Annotated in this window: 14 protein-coding genes; 9 read left to right on the plus strand and 5 right to left on the minus strand. The window is 61.9% G+C overall.

All coding sequences use genetic code 11. The features are described from left to right. Nucleotides 1–21: 21 nt before the first annotated feature. Nucleotides 22–936 carry a LysR family transcriptional regulator gene (locus tag PQR53_RS04075; protein ID WP_408451305.1) on the minus strand — a complete coding sequence of 305 codons (915 nt, stop codon included), beginning with the start codon at nucleotides 934–936 and terminating at the stop codon, nucleotides 22–24. A gap of 70 nt (nucleotides 937–1,006) precedes the next feature. On the opposite strand from PQR53_RS04075, the gene PQR53_RS04080 reads away from it, so the two are divergent. Together PQR53_RS04080 and PQR53_RS04085 are read left to right on the plus strand one after the other, a co-directional pair. Then, on the plus strand, nucleotides 1,007–1,783 hold the full coding sequence (locus PQR53_RS04080; RefSeq protein WP_408451306.1) for an NAD(P)H-dependent oxidoreductase: 777 nt from the start codon (nucleotides 1,007–1,009) through the stop codon (nucleotides 1,781–1,783). 165 nt (nucleotides 1,784–1,948) lie between these two features. Beyond that, nucleotides 1,949–2,791, plus strand: a complete 843-nt coding sequence (locus tag PQR53_RS04085) for an alpha/beta hydrolase (RefSeq protein WP_408451307.1) — start codon at nucleotides 1,949–1,951, stop codon at nucleotides 2,789–2,791. A gap of 43 nt (nucleotides 2,792–2,834) precedes the next feature. On the opposite strand, the gene PQR53_RS04090 is transcribed toward PQR53_RS04085, so the two are convergent. After that, the gene (locus PQR53_RS04090) at nucleotides 2,835–3,362 is read right to left on the minus strand and encodes a thioesterase family protein (RefSeq protein WP_408451308.1); all 528 of its coding nucleotides are present in this window, start codon (nucleotides 3,360–3,362) and stop codon (nucleotides 2,835–2,837) included. 238 nt (nucleotides 3,363–3,600) lie between these two features. On the opposite strand from PQR53_RS04090, the gene PQR53_RS04095 reads away from it, so the two are divergent. After that, nucleotides 3,601–3,918 carry a DUF4148 domain-containing protein gene (locus PQR53_RS04095; RefSeq protein ID WP_408451691.1) on the plus strand — a complete coding sequence of 106 codons (318 nt, stop codon included), beginning with the start codon at nucleotides 3,601–3,603 and terminating at the stop codon, nucleotides 3,916–3,918. A 149-nt stretch (nucleotides 3,919–4,067) separates the two neighbouring features. On the opposite strand, the gene PQR53_RS04100 is transcribed toward PQR53_RS04095, so the two are convergent. Then, nucleotides 4,068–4,976 carry a LysR family transcriptional regulator gene (locus tag PQR53_RS04100; RefSeq protein ID WP_408451309.1) on the minus strand — a complete coding sequence of 303 codons (909 nt, stop codon included), beginning with the start codon at nucleotides 4,974–4,976 and terminating at the stop codon, nucleotides 4,068–4,070. Between the two features lie 119 nt (nucleotides 4,977–5,095). Between PQR53_RS04100 and mdlC the strand changes: the two genes are divergently transcribed. The 4 genes from mdlC (at nucleotide 5,096) to PQR53_RS04120 (ending at nucleotide 11,211) form a co-directional block, all read left to right on the plus strand. Then, nucleotides 5,096–6,715, plus strand: a complete 1,620-nt coding sequence (gene mdlC, locus PQR53_RS04105; protein ID WP_408451310.1) for a benzoylformate decarboxylase — start codon at nucleotides 5,096–5,098, stop codon at nucleotides 6,713–6,715. Nucleotides 6,716–6,770: 55 nt separating this feature from the next. Further along, the gene (locus PQR53_RS04110; RefSeq protein WP_408451311.1) at nucleotides 6,771–8,222 is read left to right on the plus strand and encodes an aldehyde dehydrogenase; all 1,452 of its coding nucleotides are present in this window, start codon (nucleotides 6,771–6,773) and stop codon (nucleotides 8,220–8,222) included. Nucleotides 8,223–8,589: 367 nt separating this feature from the next. After that, complete coding sequence (locus PQR53_RS04115) at nucleotides 8,590–9,861, plus strand: MFS transporter (protein WP_408451692.1); 1,272 nt, start codon at nucleotides 8,590–8,592, stop codon at nucleotides 9,859–9,861. A 213-nt stretch (nucleotides 9,862–10,074) separates the two neighbouring features. Beyond that, nucleotides 10,075–11,211, plus strand: a complete 1,137-nt coding sequence (locus PQR53_RS04120) for a porin (RefSeq protein ID WP_408451312.1) — start codon at nucleotides 10,075–10,077, stop codon at nucleotides 11,209–11,211. A 137-nt stretch (nucleotides 11,212–11,348) separates the two neighbouring features. Here PQR53_RS04120 and PQR53_RS04125 read toward each other — a convergent pair whose 3' ends face one another. Beyond that, nucleotides 11,349–12,533: a citrate synthase family protein gene (locus tag PQR53_RS04125; RefSeq protein ID WP_408451313.1), complete on the minus strand. Its 1,185-nt coding sequence runs from the start codon at nucleotides 12,531–12,533 to the stop codon at nucleotides 11,349–11,351. Between the two features lie 166 nt (nucleotides 12,534–12,699). Between PQR53_RS04125 and PQR53_RS04130 the strand changes: the two genes are divergently transcribed. Both PQR53_RS04130 and PQR53_RS04135 read left to right on the plus strand, forming a co-directional pair. Continuing rightward, entirely contained in the window at nucleotides 12,700–14,055 is a 1,356-nt protein-coding gene (locus tag PQR53_RS04130) for an MFS transporter (protein ID WP_408451314.1), read from the plus strand. Nucleotides 14,056–14,134: 79 nt separating this feature from the next. Further along, entirely contained in the window at nucleotides 14,135–15,127 is a 993-nt protein-coding gene (locus tag PQR53_RS04135) for a 2-hydroxyacid dehydrogenase (protein ID WP_408451315.1), read from the plus strand. Between the two features lie 216 nt (nucleotides 15,128–15,343). On the opposite strand, the gene PQR53_RS04140 is transcribed toward PQR53_RS04135, so the two are convergent. Further along, nucleotides 15,344–16,429: a porin gene (locus PQR53_RS04140; protein WP_408451316.1), complete on the minus strand. Its 1,086-nt coding sequence runs from the start codon at nucleotides 16,427–16,429 to the stop codon at nucleotides 15,344–15,346. Nucleotides 16,430–16,436: the final 7 nt, after the last annotated feature.

A 16,436-nucleotide genomic window follows, 5' to 3' on the forward strand; every position in this document is an offset into this window, starting at 1 on the left:
GATACCGGCGATCTCGCGTGTTCACCTGGCCACCGAGTCCACAATGCATTCCCGCAGCCATTGATGCGCCGGATCGCGATGCGAACGCTCATGCCAGAGCATCGCCATTTCATAACCCGGCACGTCAACCGGCGCCTCGACGATCTTGAGCGCACTATTGTCGCGCACCAGACGCGCCGGCAGCATCGCCACAAGGTCCGTGCTCGCGAGGACCGACCTCATGAACAGGAAGTGCGGGACTGAAAGCACCACTCTGCGCGTGAGGCCGCTCTCAGCCAGCGCGTCATCCGTGACGCCGCTAAACCCACCGCCATCCGGCGAGACGATCACGTGCTCCAGCTTGCAGAACTGCGCCAGCGTGGGCCGCCGCTTCAATCGCGGATGATCGGCGCGGCCTACCAGTACGTAGCGCTCCTTGAACAGCAATCGCTGGCGCAGTCCCGGCGGCGCGCCTTCGCGGGTGTGGAAAGCCAGATCGATGTCGCCCTGTTCCGCTTGCCTCGCGATGCGTGGCGGAGCGGCTTCCACGATCGCAAGGCGGGTGCCGGGCGCCGCCGCGCGCAGACCGGCCAGAACGGGCAGCAGGATCGTCGATTCGGCGTAGTCGGTCGCGGCCACGCGCCACGTATGAGTCGCTTCGGCTGGATTGAATGGGCTGGCCGGCGACACCGCGTGTTCAAGCGCCTCGAGTGCCAGGCGCAACGGTTCGCGCAATTCTTCAGCCCTTGCGGTGGGGCGCATGCCGCGTGGCCCCGGCAACAACAACGGGTCGCCGAAGACATCTCGCAGTTTGGCAAGATGCACGCTCACCGACGGCTGGGAGAAGTTCAGGCGCTCCGCGGCACGGGTTACGTTGTGCTCCGACAGCAGGACATCGAGTGTCACCAGCAGGTTGAGGTCCAGTCTTCTGAGATTATTCATGGCTATACCTGACATATTGGGAATTCATTTCCAATATACCTGACCAGGACCTATCGTATTTCTTTCTGGCAAAGGAGCTCAGGTCATGAATGTTCTTCTCATCTATGCGCACCCGGAACCCCGGTCATTGAACGGGTCACTGAAGGATTTCTCGATCAAACGACTGGAGGATGCCGGACACGTCGTCCAGGTATCGGATCTGTATGCGATGAAGTGGAAAGCCTCACTGGATGCGGACGACAGTCTGAACCGGCAAGGCGACGCGCGTTTCGATCCTGCGCTCGACTCGAAGCATGCTTTCGAGGCAGGCATGCAGAGCCCGGACATCGCACGCGAGCAGGAGAAACTGAAGTGGGCGGATGCCGTCATTCTGCAGTTTCCGCTGTGGTGGTTTTCGATGCCCGCGATCCTGAAGGGCTGGGTGGAGCGTGTTTATGCGTACGGCTTCGCGTATGGCGTCGGCGAGCACTCCGACGCGCGCTGGGGCGACCGCTATGGCGAAGGCTCCATGGCAGGCAAGCGGGCAATGCTGATCGTTACAACCGGTGGCTGGGAATCTCATTACAGCCCGCGCGGCATCAACGGGCCGATCGACGACGTGTTGTTCCCGATCCAGCATGGGGTCCTGTATTACCCCGGTTTCGCCGTTCTGCCGCCGTTCGTGATTCATCGGACAAGCCGGATCGACGAAGCACGCTTCTCAACGATCCGTGACGCGCTCGGCCAACGCCTCGATCATCTGTGGACAACCGCGCCGATCCCGTTTCGCCCCCAGAACGCCGGCGCGTACGATGTGCCCGCGCTCACCTTGCGCCCCGATGTCTCGCCGGATCAGATCGGCTTTTCGGCGCACATTGAATAGACGATTAGCTGCGCCGTCCCCCCTTCGGCGCGGGCCAAGCTGACGAGACCGTATGCTTCGCTGAAATTTGGTTGTAAGTCGCCATTGCTAGAGTCATCGTCAGAATTTTGCCGCCAGATGCCGGACAGTGTTCTTTGGACACATAGAAAGGGAGAGCGACAAATCATGAAGATGAATCGTGTGTTCTGGCTCATTCTGACGCTGCTTTTCGCGAACCCGGTCTGGGCGTTTCAGTCCAGAGTCGTCACCATTCCCAGCGCCGCCATGCATAAGTCGTTCGATGCAACGGTGGTGGTGCCCGACCAATACACGCACGGCAAAGCGGCCGATCGCTTCCCCGTCGTGTATCTGCTGCACGGTTCCGGTGGCGACTATACGGACTGGACCGCGAATTCTCACATCGGCAAACTGGCCGATCGTTATCACGTGATCCTCGTCATGCCGGACGGCGGTCACGAGAGCTGGTATATCGACAGTCCTGTCGATCCGCGCAGCCGTTACGAAACCTATGTGGGTTCCGAGGTCGTCAGCTACGTCGATACGCATTTCCGCACGATCGCGACGCGGCAAGCCCGTGCGATTACCGGGTTGAGCATGGGTGGATTCGGGGCGTTGCATATTGCGCTGGACCGGCCGGATGAATTCGGCGCCGCGGGCAGTATTAGCGGAGCGGTCGATCCGCGCGGCTGCGAGGATGAACCCGGGATCGACCAGGTGTTTGGCGATCCGGCGCGTCACGCCGACTTCTGGAACAACGAGGCGATCATCGAGAACGCGGGTGGTTTTGGAAACGCGCATATTGCGCTGACGATCGATTGCGGCGTGAGCGACTCGCTGGTTCAATCGAACCGGACGCTGCATGCGCGGCTGGTTGAGCTTGGCGTGCCGCATGATTACGCGGAGCGGCCGGGCGGCCACACGTGGAAGTACTGGGCCAACGCGGTGCAGTATCAGGTGCTTTTTTTTGCCAGTTCGTTCAAGCGGAGTGGCGGCGCGGCGCAGACGTGAGGCGCGCCTGGAAACCCGCAGACCTTCTCGAAGCGCACCGCGTTTAGCGGGATGGACCACCCAGGCCGGGACGTGCGCTGGGTGGCTTCGCGGGCAAGCCGATCACGCGTCCCGCAAACCTGGCCGACGGCAATGCCGCATGCGCTTGCGCCAACGCGCGCACGCGCGCCTCGATATCCGCGTCGAAGGCAACCGCGCGCGGTCCGGCCGTATCCACATGCAGCAACATCTGCTCTCCCGCGGCGACCGGCTCCACGCCATCATCGGCGAACATCTCGAGGTACAGATGAAGCCGCTTCGCATCATGTCCAAGCACGCGCATATCGACGCGAACCTGCGTGCCTTCCTTGATTTCATGCAGATAGTTGAGATGCGCTTCGAGCGTATAGATCGAGCGGCCACGTTGCTTGCGCACCGAATCGGGCAGGCCGATCGCATCGATCAACTCATCGGTCGCGAAGCTAAAGATCAGCATGTAGAACGCGTCGCGCAAATGACCGTTGTAGTCGACCCACTCAGCGCGCACGACGTCGCGATAGCAGGGCAGCGAAGCAAAGTGCGGCGCAGGCATAGGTGATCGCCTCCTTTTTTCTATGAACAATGCTAGCCGCGGCGGCCGTACGCCGACCTGCTGCTAGAGCTTATTCCCTACTTTCGGATATGTCCGATTGAGATTGTGCCGATTATCGCAACAGTGAATTTGTTTATTAGGGGTTTACCCTAGGGTCGCCAACTCTTAGACTACGTTCACTGGCTGCAAACAAACAGGTTTGCAGCACGGCAAAAAACAATCTCTGGAGGTAGTCGTCATGAAATCGCTGATCGAAGCTGTTGTTATCGCTGCTCTCATCACTGCGCCGCTCGCTGCGTTTGCCCAATCCAACCAGCCGGTGACCCGCGCTCAGGTGCGCGCTGAGCTGGTGCAGCTGGAAAAAGCCGGCTACGATCCGGCGATGTCGAACGCCGACGATTACCCGGCAAACATTCAGGCTGCCGAGGCGCGTGTCGCCGCGCAAAGGGCTGCCGCTCAAACCAGCGGTTATGGTTCAGCCACGAACGGCTCGTCGCAAGCAGGCAGCCACACCGCGAGCTCGTACTCGGCACCGGTTGTCAACGTGGGTCATTAATGGACCACGGCGCGAGCAGTCGTCTCGCGCCAACTTGATTCGTGTTGTTGGACAGGCGGCCTTGCTCTCACGTCGATGTGAAAGCAGGGCCGCTTTGCAATTGAGCGTGGTGAACGAGGCAATCTGCCTGAATACTTGCATGCAGGGACTTATGCCTGCACCGCAGTCAACTGCCTGAGTTGCTCCAGCAACTTCACTGCCGGACTCGGCAGAATGCCCTGACGGCGGCGAAACGCCGTCAATGTGCGGCGTGCGACCAGGCCCGGAATCGGTAATGTGTCGAACACGCCAGCCGCGCTTTCGGTGTCGTACATCGGCGTAGCCATCCAGCTCAGAAATCCCGCCCGCGTCACCAGGCTTTTCAGCACGGTGATTGAGCGCGTCTCGACCGCAATCGGCGGCATGCCGAGCCCATGCTCGGCAAACACGTGTTGCATGTGCTCGAACGGACCCGTGCCGCGCGGCGGCACGCACCACTGCTGATCGAGCGTGTCGCCGAGACACAAATCCACTCTGCCGCGCAGCGGATGATCGAGCGCGGCGACCACATAGCTCTCGTCTTCCCATCTGCAATCGGCAATCGCGGCAATCTCGTCCGTGTCCGGCACGGCCATGCTGAGCGCGAGATCGATCTCGTGTTTCATCAGACTGTCCGCCAGCCGGTCCCACACCCCCTCCATGATCTCCACGCGCAGATTCGGCCAGCGCGCGAGCACGCCGCTCACCGCGAGCGGCAGCACGAGCGTAGCGATGCTCGCCACCGCGCCGACGCGAATCGTCCCCTTCGCGAGGCCGCGCATCGCGTCGATTTCCTCGCGTGCGTAATCGGCTTCGCGTTGCAGCAGGGTGGCGTGCGGCAGCAGCGCGCTGCCGATCGCAGTAAGCTGCATACCCTTCGAGTGCCGTTCGAACAGCGGCGCGCCGACCTGGTCCTCGAGTCGCTTGATGGTGCGGCTCAGCGCAGGCTGCGTGACGTGCAGCACTTCCGCGGCACGGCCAAGGCTGCCACTCGCGACGATGGTTGCGAACGCATGCAATTGCTGAAGATTGAAAGTCATGCGTAAAAGTAATGCCTTTTCTCAAAAAAGGCAATTTTCAATCAACTTCGAGCTTCCGATAATGAGCCATCAGGAAACGGCGCTCATTGGCCGCAACTCATTTTGCATGGGAGACAGGCATGACCAGCACCGCGCCCCGTTCAGACGCATCGGGACTCTCTCAACACGCATCGTTCACGGTGCGCGACGCCGTGATCGATTTCATGCGCCGCGTCGGCATGACTTCGGTGTTTGCCAATCCGGGGTCGACGGAATTGCCGTTGTTCCGCGATTTTCCGCAGGATTTCCGCTATGTGCTGGGCTTGCAGGAAGCGGTCGTGCTCGGCATGGCCGACGGTTATGCGCAAGCCACCCGCAACGCTTCGTTCGTCAATCTGCATTCGGCCGCGGGCGTCGGCAATGCAATGGGCAATATCTTCACCGCGTTCCGCAATCGCACGCCAATCGTGATTACCGCCGGGCAGCAGGCCCGCTCGATTCTGCCGTTCGACCCGTTCCTGGCGTCGACACAAGCCACCGAATTGCCGAAGCCGTATGTCAAATGGAGTATCGAACCGGCGCGCGCCGAAGACGTGCCGCTGGCTATTGCGCGCGCTTATCACGTAGCGATGCAGGAGCCGCGCGGGCCGGTACTGGTATCGATTCCCGTCGACGATTGGGACCGGGCTGCCGAGCCGGTGCCGGCTCGCGTCGTCAGTACTGAAATACGGCCCGAGCCGTTCGTGCTGGAGCAGATCGGCGCGGCCCTCGACGCCTGCGAACGGCCGGCTTTCGTGGTGGGCGGCGCAGTCGACCGGGCCGGCGGCTGGGACGCCGTCGTCAGTCTCGCCGAACGCCACAACGCCCGCGTGTTCGTCGCACCGATGACAGGCCGTTGCGCGTTCCCCGAAGACCATCGCCTGTTCGCCGGCTTCTTGCCGGCCATGCGCGAGAAGCTCGTCGAGCTGCTCGGCGGACATGACCTGATCTTCGTGATCGGCGCGCCGGCCTTCACGTATCACGTGGAAGGTCACGGCCCGCATTTGCCTGCCGGTGCAACGCTATGTCAGTTGATCGACGATCCGGCTATCGCGGCATGGGCGCCGGCCGGCACCGCGGTGGTCGGCAATATTCGCCTCGGTGTGGCCGATCTGCTGGCCCGGCCCGCGCCGAAGGCACGTCCGTTGCCCGCGCCGCGCGTTGCCTGTCCGCGCGCGGAACCGTCCGCACTGATGTCGGTGGCATTCGCGTTGCAGACCCTTGCCGACGTGCGCCATGCGGACGATATCGTGGTCGAGGAGGCGCCGAGTTCCCGCCCGGTAATGCAGAACACGCTGCCGTTCACGCGCAGCGGCACCTTCTACACGATGGACAGCGGCGGTCTCGGCTATGGCATGCCGGCTGCCGTCGGCGTGGCGTTGGCGAAGCCCGGCACGCGCGTGATCGGCGTGATTGGCGACGGCTCCAGCATGTATTCGATTCAGGCCATCTACAGTGCCGTGCAGATGAAACTGCCGATCACATTCGTGATCCTGAACAATTCCCGCTATGCCGCGCTGCAGGACTTTGCGCCGGAGTTCGGTTTTGGTCCGGCAGACCCTGTGCAAGGCACCGATCTGCCGGGACTCGATTTTGTGGCGCTTGCCGCGGGCATGGGCTGTCCCGGCACGCGCGTGAGCGACGCCGAACGTTTGCATGACGTTCTACGCGACGCGTTGGCGTCGTCCGGGCCGATGCTGGTCGAAGTCATCGTGGCGTGAGCGCGAGCTCAGCTCTCGCCCGCATTCATCAAACTTTCCGCAGGAGACAAACACGATGCAAAGCATCTCGATGCTGATCAATGGCGCAGCGGTGCAAGCAAGCAACGGTGCCACCTTCGAGCGCCGCAATCCGCTCGATGGCGAGGTCGCGACGCGCGCGCCCGCAGCGACGGTCGCCGACGCGATCGCCGCCGCCGACGCCGCGGCGGCAGCATTCCCGGCATGGTCCGCGATGGGGCCGAGCGAGCGTCGCGCGCTGCTGATGAAGGCCGCGCATGCGCTGGAGGCACGCAGCGAAGCCTTCGCCGCGGTGATGGCGGCCGAGACGGGCGCATCGGCAATGTGGGCGGGCTTCAACGTGCACCTCGCCGCCGGCGGTTTGATTGAGGCGGCAGCGCTCACCACGCAGATCGGCGGCGAGCTGATTCCTTCCGACGTGCCCGGCAGTCTCGCGATGGGCGTGCGTCAGCCGGCCGGCGTCGTGCTCGGCATCGCGCCCTGGAATGCGCCGGTGATCCTCGCGGTGCGTGCCATTGCGTTGCCGCTCGCCTGCGGAAATACGGTCGTGCTGAAGGGTTCGGAAATCTGCCCCGGCACGCACGGCCTGATTATCGAAGTCTTGCAGGAAGCAGGCTTGCCGAAGGGCGTGGTGAACTTCATCACCAACGCACCGGCTGATGCAGGCGCGGTGGTCGAAGCGCTGATCGCGCATCCAAAAATCCGGCGCGTCAATTTCACCGGTTCCACGCATGTCGGCAAGATCATCGCGGCCACCTGTGCACGCTATCTGAAACCATCGGTGCTGGAGCTCGGCGGAAAAGCGCCGCTGATCGTGCTCGACGACGCGGATCTGGATGCCGCCGTCAATGCCGCCGCATTCGGCGCGTTCGCCAACTCGGGGCAGATTTGCATGTCGACGGAACGGATCATTGTCGATGAACGGATCGCGGATACGTTTGTTGCGAAGCTCGCGCAGAAAGCGCGCGGCCTGCCGCTCGGCGACCCGCGCAAGGGGCCGCTGGTGCTGGGATCGGTCGTCGATATGAGCACGGTGGAACGCTGCAACGCGTTGATCGACGACGCGTTGGCCAAAGGCGCCACGCTCGTTTGCGGCGGCAAAGCGGACAGCACCTTGATGCCTGCCACGCTGCTCGATCACGTCACGCCCGCCATGCGCATCTATGCCGATGAATCGTTCGGGCCCGTGAAGGGCATCGTGCGCGTCAACGGTGAAGATGAAGCCGTCGCGTGTGCGAACGACAACGAATATGGGCTTTCGTCAGCGGTGTTCAGCCGTGACGTGGCGCGCGCGATGAATGTCGCGAGGCGCATCGAATCGGGCATCTGCCACGTCAACGGGCCGACTGTTCACGACGAAGCGCAAATGCCGTTCGGCGGCGTGAAGGGCAGCGGTTTTGGACGTTTTGGCGGGCAGGCGGCCATCGCTGAATTTACGGATTTGCGCTGGATTACCGTGCAAACCACGCCACGTCATTATCCGTTCTGAAGCGCGGAGTGCCGCATTGGCCGACGTGTATTGCTGCAATACACCGCGCGCCAGATCACCGCAGCAAGACGAGCGTCGTTACAAGCCATACCTAAAATGTCATGGCTTTTGCGCGAAACGGCAATGCCAAAAGCCGGACGCTCGCTCACATACTGATTAAAAACCGTGACAACTAAAGCGCGGCGGGAAGAATCGCGCACACAACTCTGGAGACAGCTTCATGACCAGTTATGTACCGCCGGCCGGATCGGCCAGTGCGGCCGCCGGTGAGGCCGGCGCGCCGCTCGCCGGCTATCAGGCAGGTGTCGAGGAAGGGCGCCATGCCGTCGACATCGGCCGTACGCTCGACGAAGGTCCTTACACCACCATGCAGAAGATGGTGGTCTTTCTCGCGGCGTTGTCGATCGTGTTGGACGGCTTCGATAGTCAACTGATCGGCTTTGCGATACCCGTACTGATCAAGGAGTGGGGCGTCTCGCGGGCGGCGTTTGCGCCGGTCGTTGCAGCCGGATTGATCGGCATGGGCATCGGCAGCGCGTGTGCCGGACTGCTGGCCGATCGCTTCGGCCGTCGCTGGGCCGTGATCGGCAGCGTGCTGGTGTTCGGCGCCGCCACCTGCGGCATCGCCTTCGCACCCGATATTGTGACGATTGCGCTGCTGCGCTTTATCGCTGGCCTCGGCATCGGCGGCGCGTTGCCGAGTTCGACAACCATGACCGCGGAATTCACACCGGCTCGCCGCCGCACTTTGGCCGTCACCGCGACGATCGTCTGTGTGCCGCTCGGCGGCATGGTGGCCGGTCTGTTCGCGCATGAAATTCTGCCGACGTATGGATGGCGTGGCTTGTTTCTGATCGGCGGCGTGATGCCATTGGCACTTGCTGTGTTGCTGTTTTTTACGTTGCCCGAGTCACCGCGTTTTCTCGCCCGGCAGCCGCAGCGCTGGCCGGAACTCAAACGCCTGCTTGGCCGGATGTCGCGTGCGGTGCCAAGCGGCTGCGTGTTTACCGACATGCGCGAACAAGCCGTCGAAAAGCATACCGGCTTTACGGCGCTGTTCCGCAACGGGCTGGCGCTCGATACGGTGGCGATCTGGTGCGCGTTCTGCCTGTGTCTGCTGGCTGTCTACAGTGCTTTCAGCTGGCTGCCGACCATGCTGAGCACGCAGGGCTTGTCGATGTCGGTTGCCGGTGCGGGACTCACCGCGTACAACCTCGGCGGCGTGGTGGGCGCGTTGCTGTGCGCCGTGGCGATTGCTCGCACCGGCTCGCGTTGGCCGTTGATTCTCTGCAGCGCGGGTGGTGCGGCGAGCGCATTGCTGCTGCTAGGCGTGAACATCTCCGATCACACCGGCTTGCTGATCTTCGGTCTCGGCGTGCATGGCCTGTTCGTCAACGCTGTCCAGTCGACGATGTTTGCGCTGTGTGCTTACGTCTATCCGACCCGTGTGCGCGCAACCGGCACTGCATCGGCGCTGGCGTTCGGCCGGCTCGGCGCGATCGCCAGCGCGTTTGCCGGGGCCGTGGTGATTACGGCCGGTGGCGCGTCGTCGTACTTGTGGATGCTCGGCGTCGCGATGCTCATCGTGATGGTCGCGCTGATGGTGGTCAAGCGCCATATTCCGAAGTCGGGCGTTTAGCGCACGGGGTGTCCTGAAACGCGGCGACCGGGCGCGACGCGCGGATCGCCGCAGTCGGTGAAAGTCAGTCTTTAACGTATCGGACGGCTTGAATAGCGGTCGGTATCGTCACGTCTGTCATTAGTATCGCTACATAAAAAAGCGCTTCGTATGAGTCGCGTTCGGATGGTTGCGCGCTCACGCAAAACACCTACCACGGAGAGATGGAGAAAAATGAAATACAAGCTCGCTTTAGGCAGTCTGTTGCTGGGTATCAGCGCTTCATCGTTCGCACAGAGCAGCGTGACGTTGTACGGGATTATCGATACTGGCATTGAACTGGTGACGCATGCAAACGCGGCGGGCAATAGCGTCGTGCGCATGCCGGGCATCACCGGCGAATTTCCGTCGCGCTGGGGGATTCGCGGTAAGGAAGGATTGGGCGGGGGGTTGTCCGCGGTTTTCGTACTGGAGAGCGGCTTTAACACCAAAGGCGGCACGCTCAATCAGGGTGGGCGGCTGTTTGGGCGGCAAGCCTACGTTGGTCTCGAGAGTCCGTACGGCACGTTGACGTTCGGGCGCCAGTACACGATGACCTATTGGGCGATCCTCGATTCCGATCTGCTCGGGCCTGACATTTACGGCGGCACAGGGTCGTTCGATCAGTACATGCCGAGCGCGCGCAGCGACAACACGATTGCGTATAAAGGCACCTTCTCGGGGTTCACGTTTGGTGCGACTTATTCCTTCGGCCGCGATTCAGCGGGTACCGGCAATTCGCCGGGGCAGGGCACCTGTGTAGGGTCGATCCCGGGCAGTTCGCAGAGTTGCCGCGAATGGTCGACGATGTTGCGCTATGACATGAACGGTTACGGTGTGGCCGGCGCCTACGACGAACAACGCGGCGGCCCTGGCGCGGCCGCCAATCTGTATGATGGCACGGCACCTTTTGCGCTGACCGAATCGGGTGACAAGGACGTGCGGATGCAGTTGAACGGCTATGGACACATCGGGCCGGTCAAACTCGGGGCCGGCTGGCTTGGACGTCACGTCGAAACGGTCTCCCCCGCATTGCCGGACGTGCGCTCGAATCTCTACTACGTCACGGCGGCGTATAACGTCACGCCCGCATTTATTCTGGACGGCGGGGTGTATCGCATCATCAATCGCGCCGACGATACGCGCGGCACGATCGCCGCGTTACGCACCACGTACCTGCTGTCGAAGCGTTCCGCGGTTTACCTGCAAGGTGCCTATCTGTTCAACAGCGCGCATGCCGCTTATACGGTGAGCCAGGGCGGTGGAGGCACGACGCCCGCACCGGGCATCGGGCAACTTGGGATGATGGCCGGCATTCGGCATTCGTTCTGAGGAGAACGCCGCCTTCGGCAATGGCCGTACGGGTTCTTGCACGAGCGTAAAAAGGCCGCCTTAAAAGGCGGCTTCATTTGCCTGGCGGACTTCCTCGGACGTATTCCCCACGCTGGACGCAGCGCTGAGCCGAACCGCTACTCGTCTTCGCTCTTGCTCTCGCCAATGATCGGCGGTCCGACATAGTTCGCCCGAGGCCGCAGCAGACCGCGGTTGGCCGATTGCTCGATGGAATGCGCCATCCACCCGACACTTCGCCCGATCGCAAAAATTGAGAACGCTGCGCCCTCGGGTAACTGGCAGTGCTCGGCAAGCGCGGTGAGGGCAATGTCGATAGATGGCTTCAGGCCGCTCACCCGGTCGACATGATCTATCAGCTTGCGCGTATCTTCGGAAGGCTCGAATGCGCCGAGCAGGTTCTCCGCGCGCGGGTCGCCCTGCGGGTAGAGCTCGTGTCCGAAGCCGGGCAACGCTTTGCCAGCCGACCTCCAGCGCTTGACGGTTGCCTCGACACCGAACTGCCGCGCGTCGTCCGTCAGCGCCTGTACACGCACCATCGCATCGCCGTGCAAGGGGCCCGACAAGGTTGCCAGACCCGCCAACGCGCATGCTCCAAGCGATGCACCGGTAGATGCGGCGACGCGCGCAGCAAAGGTCGAACTCGTCAGTTCCTGATCTGCGAGCAACACCAATGCGCGACGAAGCAGGTCGGCATACCGCTCACAATGCCATGCGCGTGCGAGACGCAGATGCAGCGGGCCCTCGGCACTGGCGAGCGTGACAAAGCTGCTGGCAAGCCTTCCGACCAGCTTCTGCGCCTCCTGGCGCATGCGGTCGACATCCAGCGTGCGAGCTGAATCTCCTTCGGCTGCGGCCAGCCCCATTGCGGCGTACGCACGGGCCCGCAGCGGACCGGTGTTCAGCACCGGCTCGGAAACCGGGAAGCGCGGCGGCTCCGCCGAATCCCACAGGAGTTGCGCGACCTCCTCCAACGTCAGACAGGCGGCAAGCTCCATCGCATTCTTGCCCCGGTAGTAAAGCCGTCCTCGAACAATGGTCGAAATGCGCGTGTTGATGATCGGCTCGCCCCATGCCATCGTGCTGGCGGCAATGTTTTTGCGGGCGCGTCCCAAAGAGCGCTTCTTGAGGAGCGCGGCAACATCGGATTCGCGGTAGAGCTTGCGGCTTGCATGGTCGGGATCCCAGCGCACCTCGATCTGTCCGCGGCTGACATACGCATAAAGCGTTTGCTTGCGCACGCCCAGGACTTCGCATGCCTCTTCTTGGGTAATCCAGCTATTCACGTTGATTGTCTCAATCAAGGTTGACGCTCGCTGATTGCATGCGTCTAATGCAAAACTTACAACGACTCTAAAGCAGATCACGCACGCGCAACCCTACGCGGGCGTGTCGATGCAGGCAATCATAGCGTGCGCGTTTCGTACGCACCATGCAGCCGGCACGTGAGACATAAAGGAGGAGATCTCGATGTTCTCAGACAGGACAGCCCAGTATGCGGCGACGGATTCCGTTCGCCTGACCCATACGCGCTACACGCTTCTCGCGACGATATTGCTGGTGGCGACCGTGGCCTATGCCGACCGGGCAATCCTGTCGATCGCCGGACCAGGCATCGCGAAAGAATTCGGCCTGAATCACATTCAGCTGGGCTATATCCTGTCGGCCTTCAGTTGGGCGTACGTGATCGGACAGATTCCCGGTGGCCTGCTGCTGGACCGGCTCGGTACCAAGGCCGTGTATGGCGCAACGCTTGTTTTGTGGTCCATCGCGACAATTCTGGTTGGCTTTATCGGCAAGATCACGTCCGACCTTTCGGTTGCGCTCGGTCTGCTGTTTGCGCTGCGCTTCGCGCTCGGCTTCATCGAAGCGCCTAGTTTCCCGGCCAACAGCCGCGTGACCGTCATGTGGTTTCCGAAAGAGGAGCGCGGGCTCGCCACCTCACTGTTTGCCTCGGCCTCGTACTTCGCGGTGGCGATCTTCTCGCCGCTCGCGGGGTGGCTGGTGGCGAAGTTCGGCTGGCCCGCGCCGTTCTTTGCCCTCGGCCTGGTCGGCATTGCCTCGGCCGGGCTCTGGGCGGTGGTCATGCACGAGCCGCGCAAACATCCCCGCGCGTCGCAAGCCGAACTGGACCACATCGTGGCGGGCGGCGCGATGGTCGATATCGATTCGTCGCAGGAGCGGCTGTCCCGTCCCGTGGTGTCGTGGAAAGTGTTGGGCGTGCTGCTGAGTAACCGGATGCTGTGGTGCTCCTACATCGGCCAGTATTGCGCCATTGCGCTGAGCTACTTTTTTATCACATGGTTTCCGATCTATCTGGTTCAGGCTCGCGGCATGAACATCATGCAGGCCGGTCTGGCCACCATGCTGCCAGCCATCTCGGGATTTCTGGGCGGCATCGCGGGCGGCGTGATTTCGGATCTGCTGATTCGTCGCGGCTGGAGTGTGTCGTGGGCTCGCAAGACACCGTATATCGTCGGCATGGCGGTGGGTTGCTGCCTGGTTTTCTCCGCCTTCACGGAAAGCAACACCGTGATCGTCCTGCTGATGACGATAGCGTTCTTTGGCAAAGGCACCGCCGCTGGCGCGGGCACGTGGGCCATCGTCAGCGATACCGCGCCTCGGGAAGCCGTGGGCCTTGCCGGTGCGATATTCAATTGCGTGGGCAATATCGGCGGTATCGTTACACCGATCGTCTTCGGCTACATCGTTCAGGCGACGGGCGACTACACGGCCGGCCTTTATTTTGTAGCGGCACATTGCCTCGTGGCCGCGGTCGTCTATCTGCTCTTCATGGGCAAAATCGAGCGCGTGAAGATGAGCTGAATGGAATGCATCGACGGGGCGGCGTGTTAGCGTGCTGCCGCGGATGAATCGTTAAACTGGATGAACAACTAAACGCACTATGGAAAAGCCGATCATTCTGAAAGCGGCCGAGTTGCCGGATTGGACCACGGCCGAGCTCAACGCACTCTTCACCGTTCTCGAACTGCCTGAGGAGCCCGCGGCGGCTTCGACATTCCTGAAGGAGCACGGTGCTGCTATTCGGGGAATAGCGTTGCGCAAGACGAAGATCGACGCTCCGTTTCTCGACGCTGTTCCTGCGCTGGAAATTATTTCGAGTTACAGCGCAGGCCTCGACAACGTCGATGTGCAAGCCGTGAAGGCGCGAGGTATCGTCATCGAAAACTCGTCGCATGTGCTCGCCGAGGACGTGGCGAACACCGCGCTCGGACTGGCGCTTGCGGTCACGCGCGATTTCGTCAAGGCGGATGCGTATGTTCGGGCAGGGAAATGGCCGGAGCACGGACAGTTTCCGCTTGGCCGTTCGATCTCGCGGATGAACGTCGGAATTGTCGGCCTTGGCATGATCGGCTCGGCCATCGCACGGCGCCTGCAGGCGTTCGGCTCGCGCGTGGCGTACTTCGGGCCTAAGCGCAAGCCAACGGACCTCCCGTACTACGATAGCGTGGTCGGCCTCGCGGCAGCGTGCGATATGTTGATTCTGAGCTGTCCTTTGTCTCCGTCCACCTATCATCTGGTGGACGCAACGGTGTTCGATGCGCTCGGTCCCGGCGGCTTTCTGGTGAACATCTCACGCGGCCCCGTGGTCGACGAAGCGGCGCTTATTGCCGCGCTTGCCGCCGATCGGATCGCCGGTGCGGCGCTTGACGTATTCGAGCGGGAACCCGAAGTGCCGGCCGCGCTCATCGAGGACGACAGATTGGTTCTGACGCCGCATATCGGCTCGGCGACGGAAGAAACGCGGCGCGGCATGGCCGAAAACGTCGTCGATACACTCGCTAGACATTTCGGCATTGCTGGCCCGCGCAATGCTATGGAGGCTTCCAGGTTGACCGTCGAGCAGGTGAGTACGTCGAGCGAGATCACACTCTGACAGATCAGGTGTTTTGTGTCGCATCACAGAGGGTCCTAACGCAAACGTGCCGCTGAGAGCAGCCGCACGTTGCCAAGCCGGGCGATGCCTGGACCAGATCGCACAAATTGTCGAACCGCGCAACGTCGTCGGGATCGGCCAAGAAAAAACCGCCCGGGCCTCACAGCGCGAGCGGTCTCGTCTTCAAACGTTGGCCCGGCAACGCGGCCCGCTTCCTCAGAAGATGTTGCGGAGACCGACGGCGACACCCGTCTGGTTGTTACGGCCAGGATAGTCCGCAAGGAACGAGCCGGTGCCACGCGTGAAGTCGACCGTGCCGTAGACCTCGGTGCGCTTCGACAGCGAGTACTCGGCCAGGATCGTCGCGGAATAGTTGATGCCGACGCCGAGCGTGCCATCGAGATTCGCCGCGTTACGCGCGTGATCGTAGTACCCGGCAAACGTCAGCGCCAGCGGCGAGGTGACCTGCCATGTCGAGCCGACATAGGCACTGTCGTCGATGCGGTTCGGACTCACGTGCGCCAGCGTGGGAGCGCCGGACTGCTGCATATCGATGTCGGCGAGACCGGTGTTGTCCTGCGAATGCAACCAGCCTGCCAGCAGCTTCAGCGTGGGCGTGACGGCATATGAAGCGCTCACATTCACGATGTTGAACTTCTTGCCGGACACGTCATTCTGCTGGAAGCCGACGTCAGCCATCAGGTTGCCGAGTGCGTACTCCGCGGTAAAGCCGTACATGCTGTTCGCACCGACGCTGCCTGCCACTCCGCCGAAGCCATACATGCCTTCCACATGCAGGCCACCAAACTGGCCGGAGTACTTCGCGGAATTGTTGGTAAACAGGAACGGCCCGACCGGGTTATAGATCCAGCTATCCTGCCAGAAGTCACCCACCGTCATCGGATCATAGGTATTACCCATCACGTCGAAGAACGGCGTCTGTTGGCGTCCGAAAGTCAGCGTACCGTACTGGTTGTTCGAAAGACCTACATAGGCGTTGCGCTGGAACAGCGTGTTGTTGCTGTTGTCGAGCTTTCCTGACCAGAGCTGAAACTGGTTCTCGAGCCTGAAGACCGCCGATGTGCCGCCACCCAGATCTTCGCTTCCTTTCAAGCCGAAGCGGCTGGGCGTCTCAACGCCTTCACCCATGGCAACTTGACTGTCGTTATTTGAATTGGCGTTGGTCAGGTAGCGCACGCTCGTGTCAACCAGCCCGTAGAGGGTGACCGAGCTTTGCGCGAAAGCGGATTGAGCCGAAAGCGCGAGTAGAGCAACGCCGAGTGCCGCAGTGGTCTTCTTCATGAGGTTT

Source organism: Paraburkholderia fungorum (assembly GCF_046027605.1).
Taxonomy (GTDB): domain Bacteria; phylum Pseudomonadota; class Gammaproteobacteria; order Burkholderiales; family Burkholderiaceae; genus Paraburkholderia; species Paraburkholderia fungorum_F.

Bases quoted from the DNA above. Each gene is read 5' to 3' on its own strand.
- PQR53_RS04075 (WP_408451305.1), bottom strand. From the start codon at position 936: ATGTCAGGTATAGCCATGAATAATCTCAGAAGACTGGACCTCAACCTG.
- PQR53_RS04080 (WP_408451306.1), top strand. From the start codon at position 1,007: ATGAATGTTCTTCTCATCTATGCGCACCCGGAACCCCGGTCATTGAAC.
- PQR53_RS04085 (WP_408451307.1), top strand. From the start codon at position 1,949: ATGAAGATGAATCGTGTGTTCTGGCTCATTCTGACGCTGCTTTTCGCG.
- PQR53_RS04090 (WP_408451308.1), bottom strand. From the start codon at position 3,362: ATGCCTGCGCCGCACTTTGCTTCGCTGCCCTGCTATCGCGACGTCGTG.
- PQR53_RS04095 (WP_408451691.1), top strand. From the start codon at position 3,601: ATGAAATCGCTGATCGAAGCTGTTGTTATCGCTGCTCTCATCACTGCG.
- PQR53_RS04100 (WP_408451309.1), bottom strand. From the start codon at position 4,976: ATGACTTTCAATCTTCAGCAATTGCATGCGTTCGCAACCATCGTCGCG.
- mdlC (WP_408451310.1), top strand. From the start codon at position 5,096: ATGACCAGCACCGCGCCCCGTTCAGACGCATCGGGACTCTCTCAACAC.
- PQR53_RS04110 (WP_408451311.1), top strand. From the start codon at position 6,771: ATGCAAAGCATCTCGATGCTGATCAATGGCGCAGCGGTGCAAGCAAGC.
- PQR53_RS04115 (WP_408451692.1), top strand. From the start codon at position 8,590: ATGCAGAAGATGGTGGTCTTTCTCGCGGCGTTGTCGATCGTGTTGGAC.
- PQR53_RS04120 (WP_408451312.1), top strand. From the start codon at position 10,075: ATGAAATACAAGCTCGCTTTAGGCAGTCTGTTGCTGGGTATCAGCGCT.
- PQR53_RS04130 (WP_408451314.1), top strand. From the start codon at position 12,700: ATGTTCTCAGACAGGACAGCCCAGTATGCGGCGACGGATTCCGTTCGC.
- PQR53_RS04135 (WP_408451315.1), top strand. From the start codon at position 14,135: ATGGAAAAGCCGATCATTCTGAAAGCGGCCGAGTTGCCGGATTGGACC.
- PQR53_RS04140 (WP_408451316.1), bottom strand. From the start codon at position 16,429: ATGAAGAAGACCACTGCGGCACTCGGCGTTGCTCTACTCGCGCTTTCG.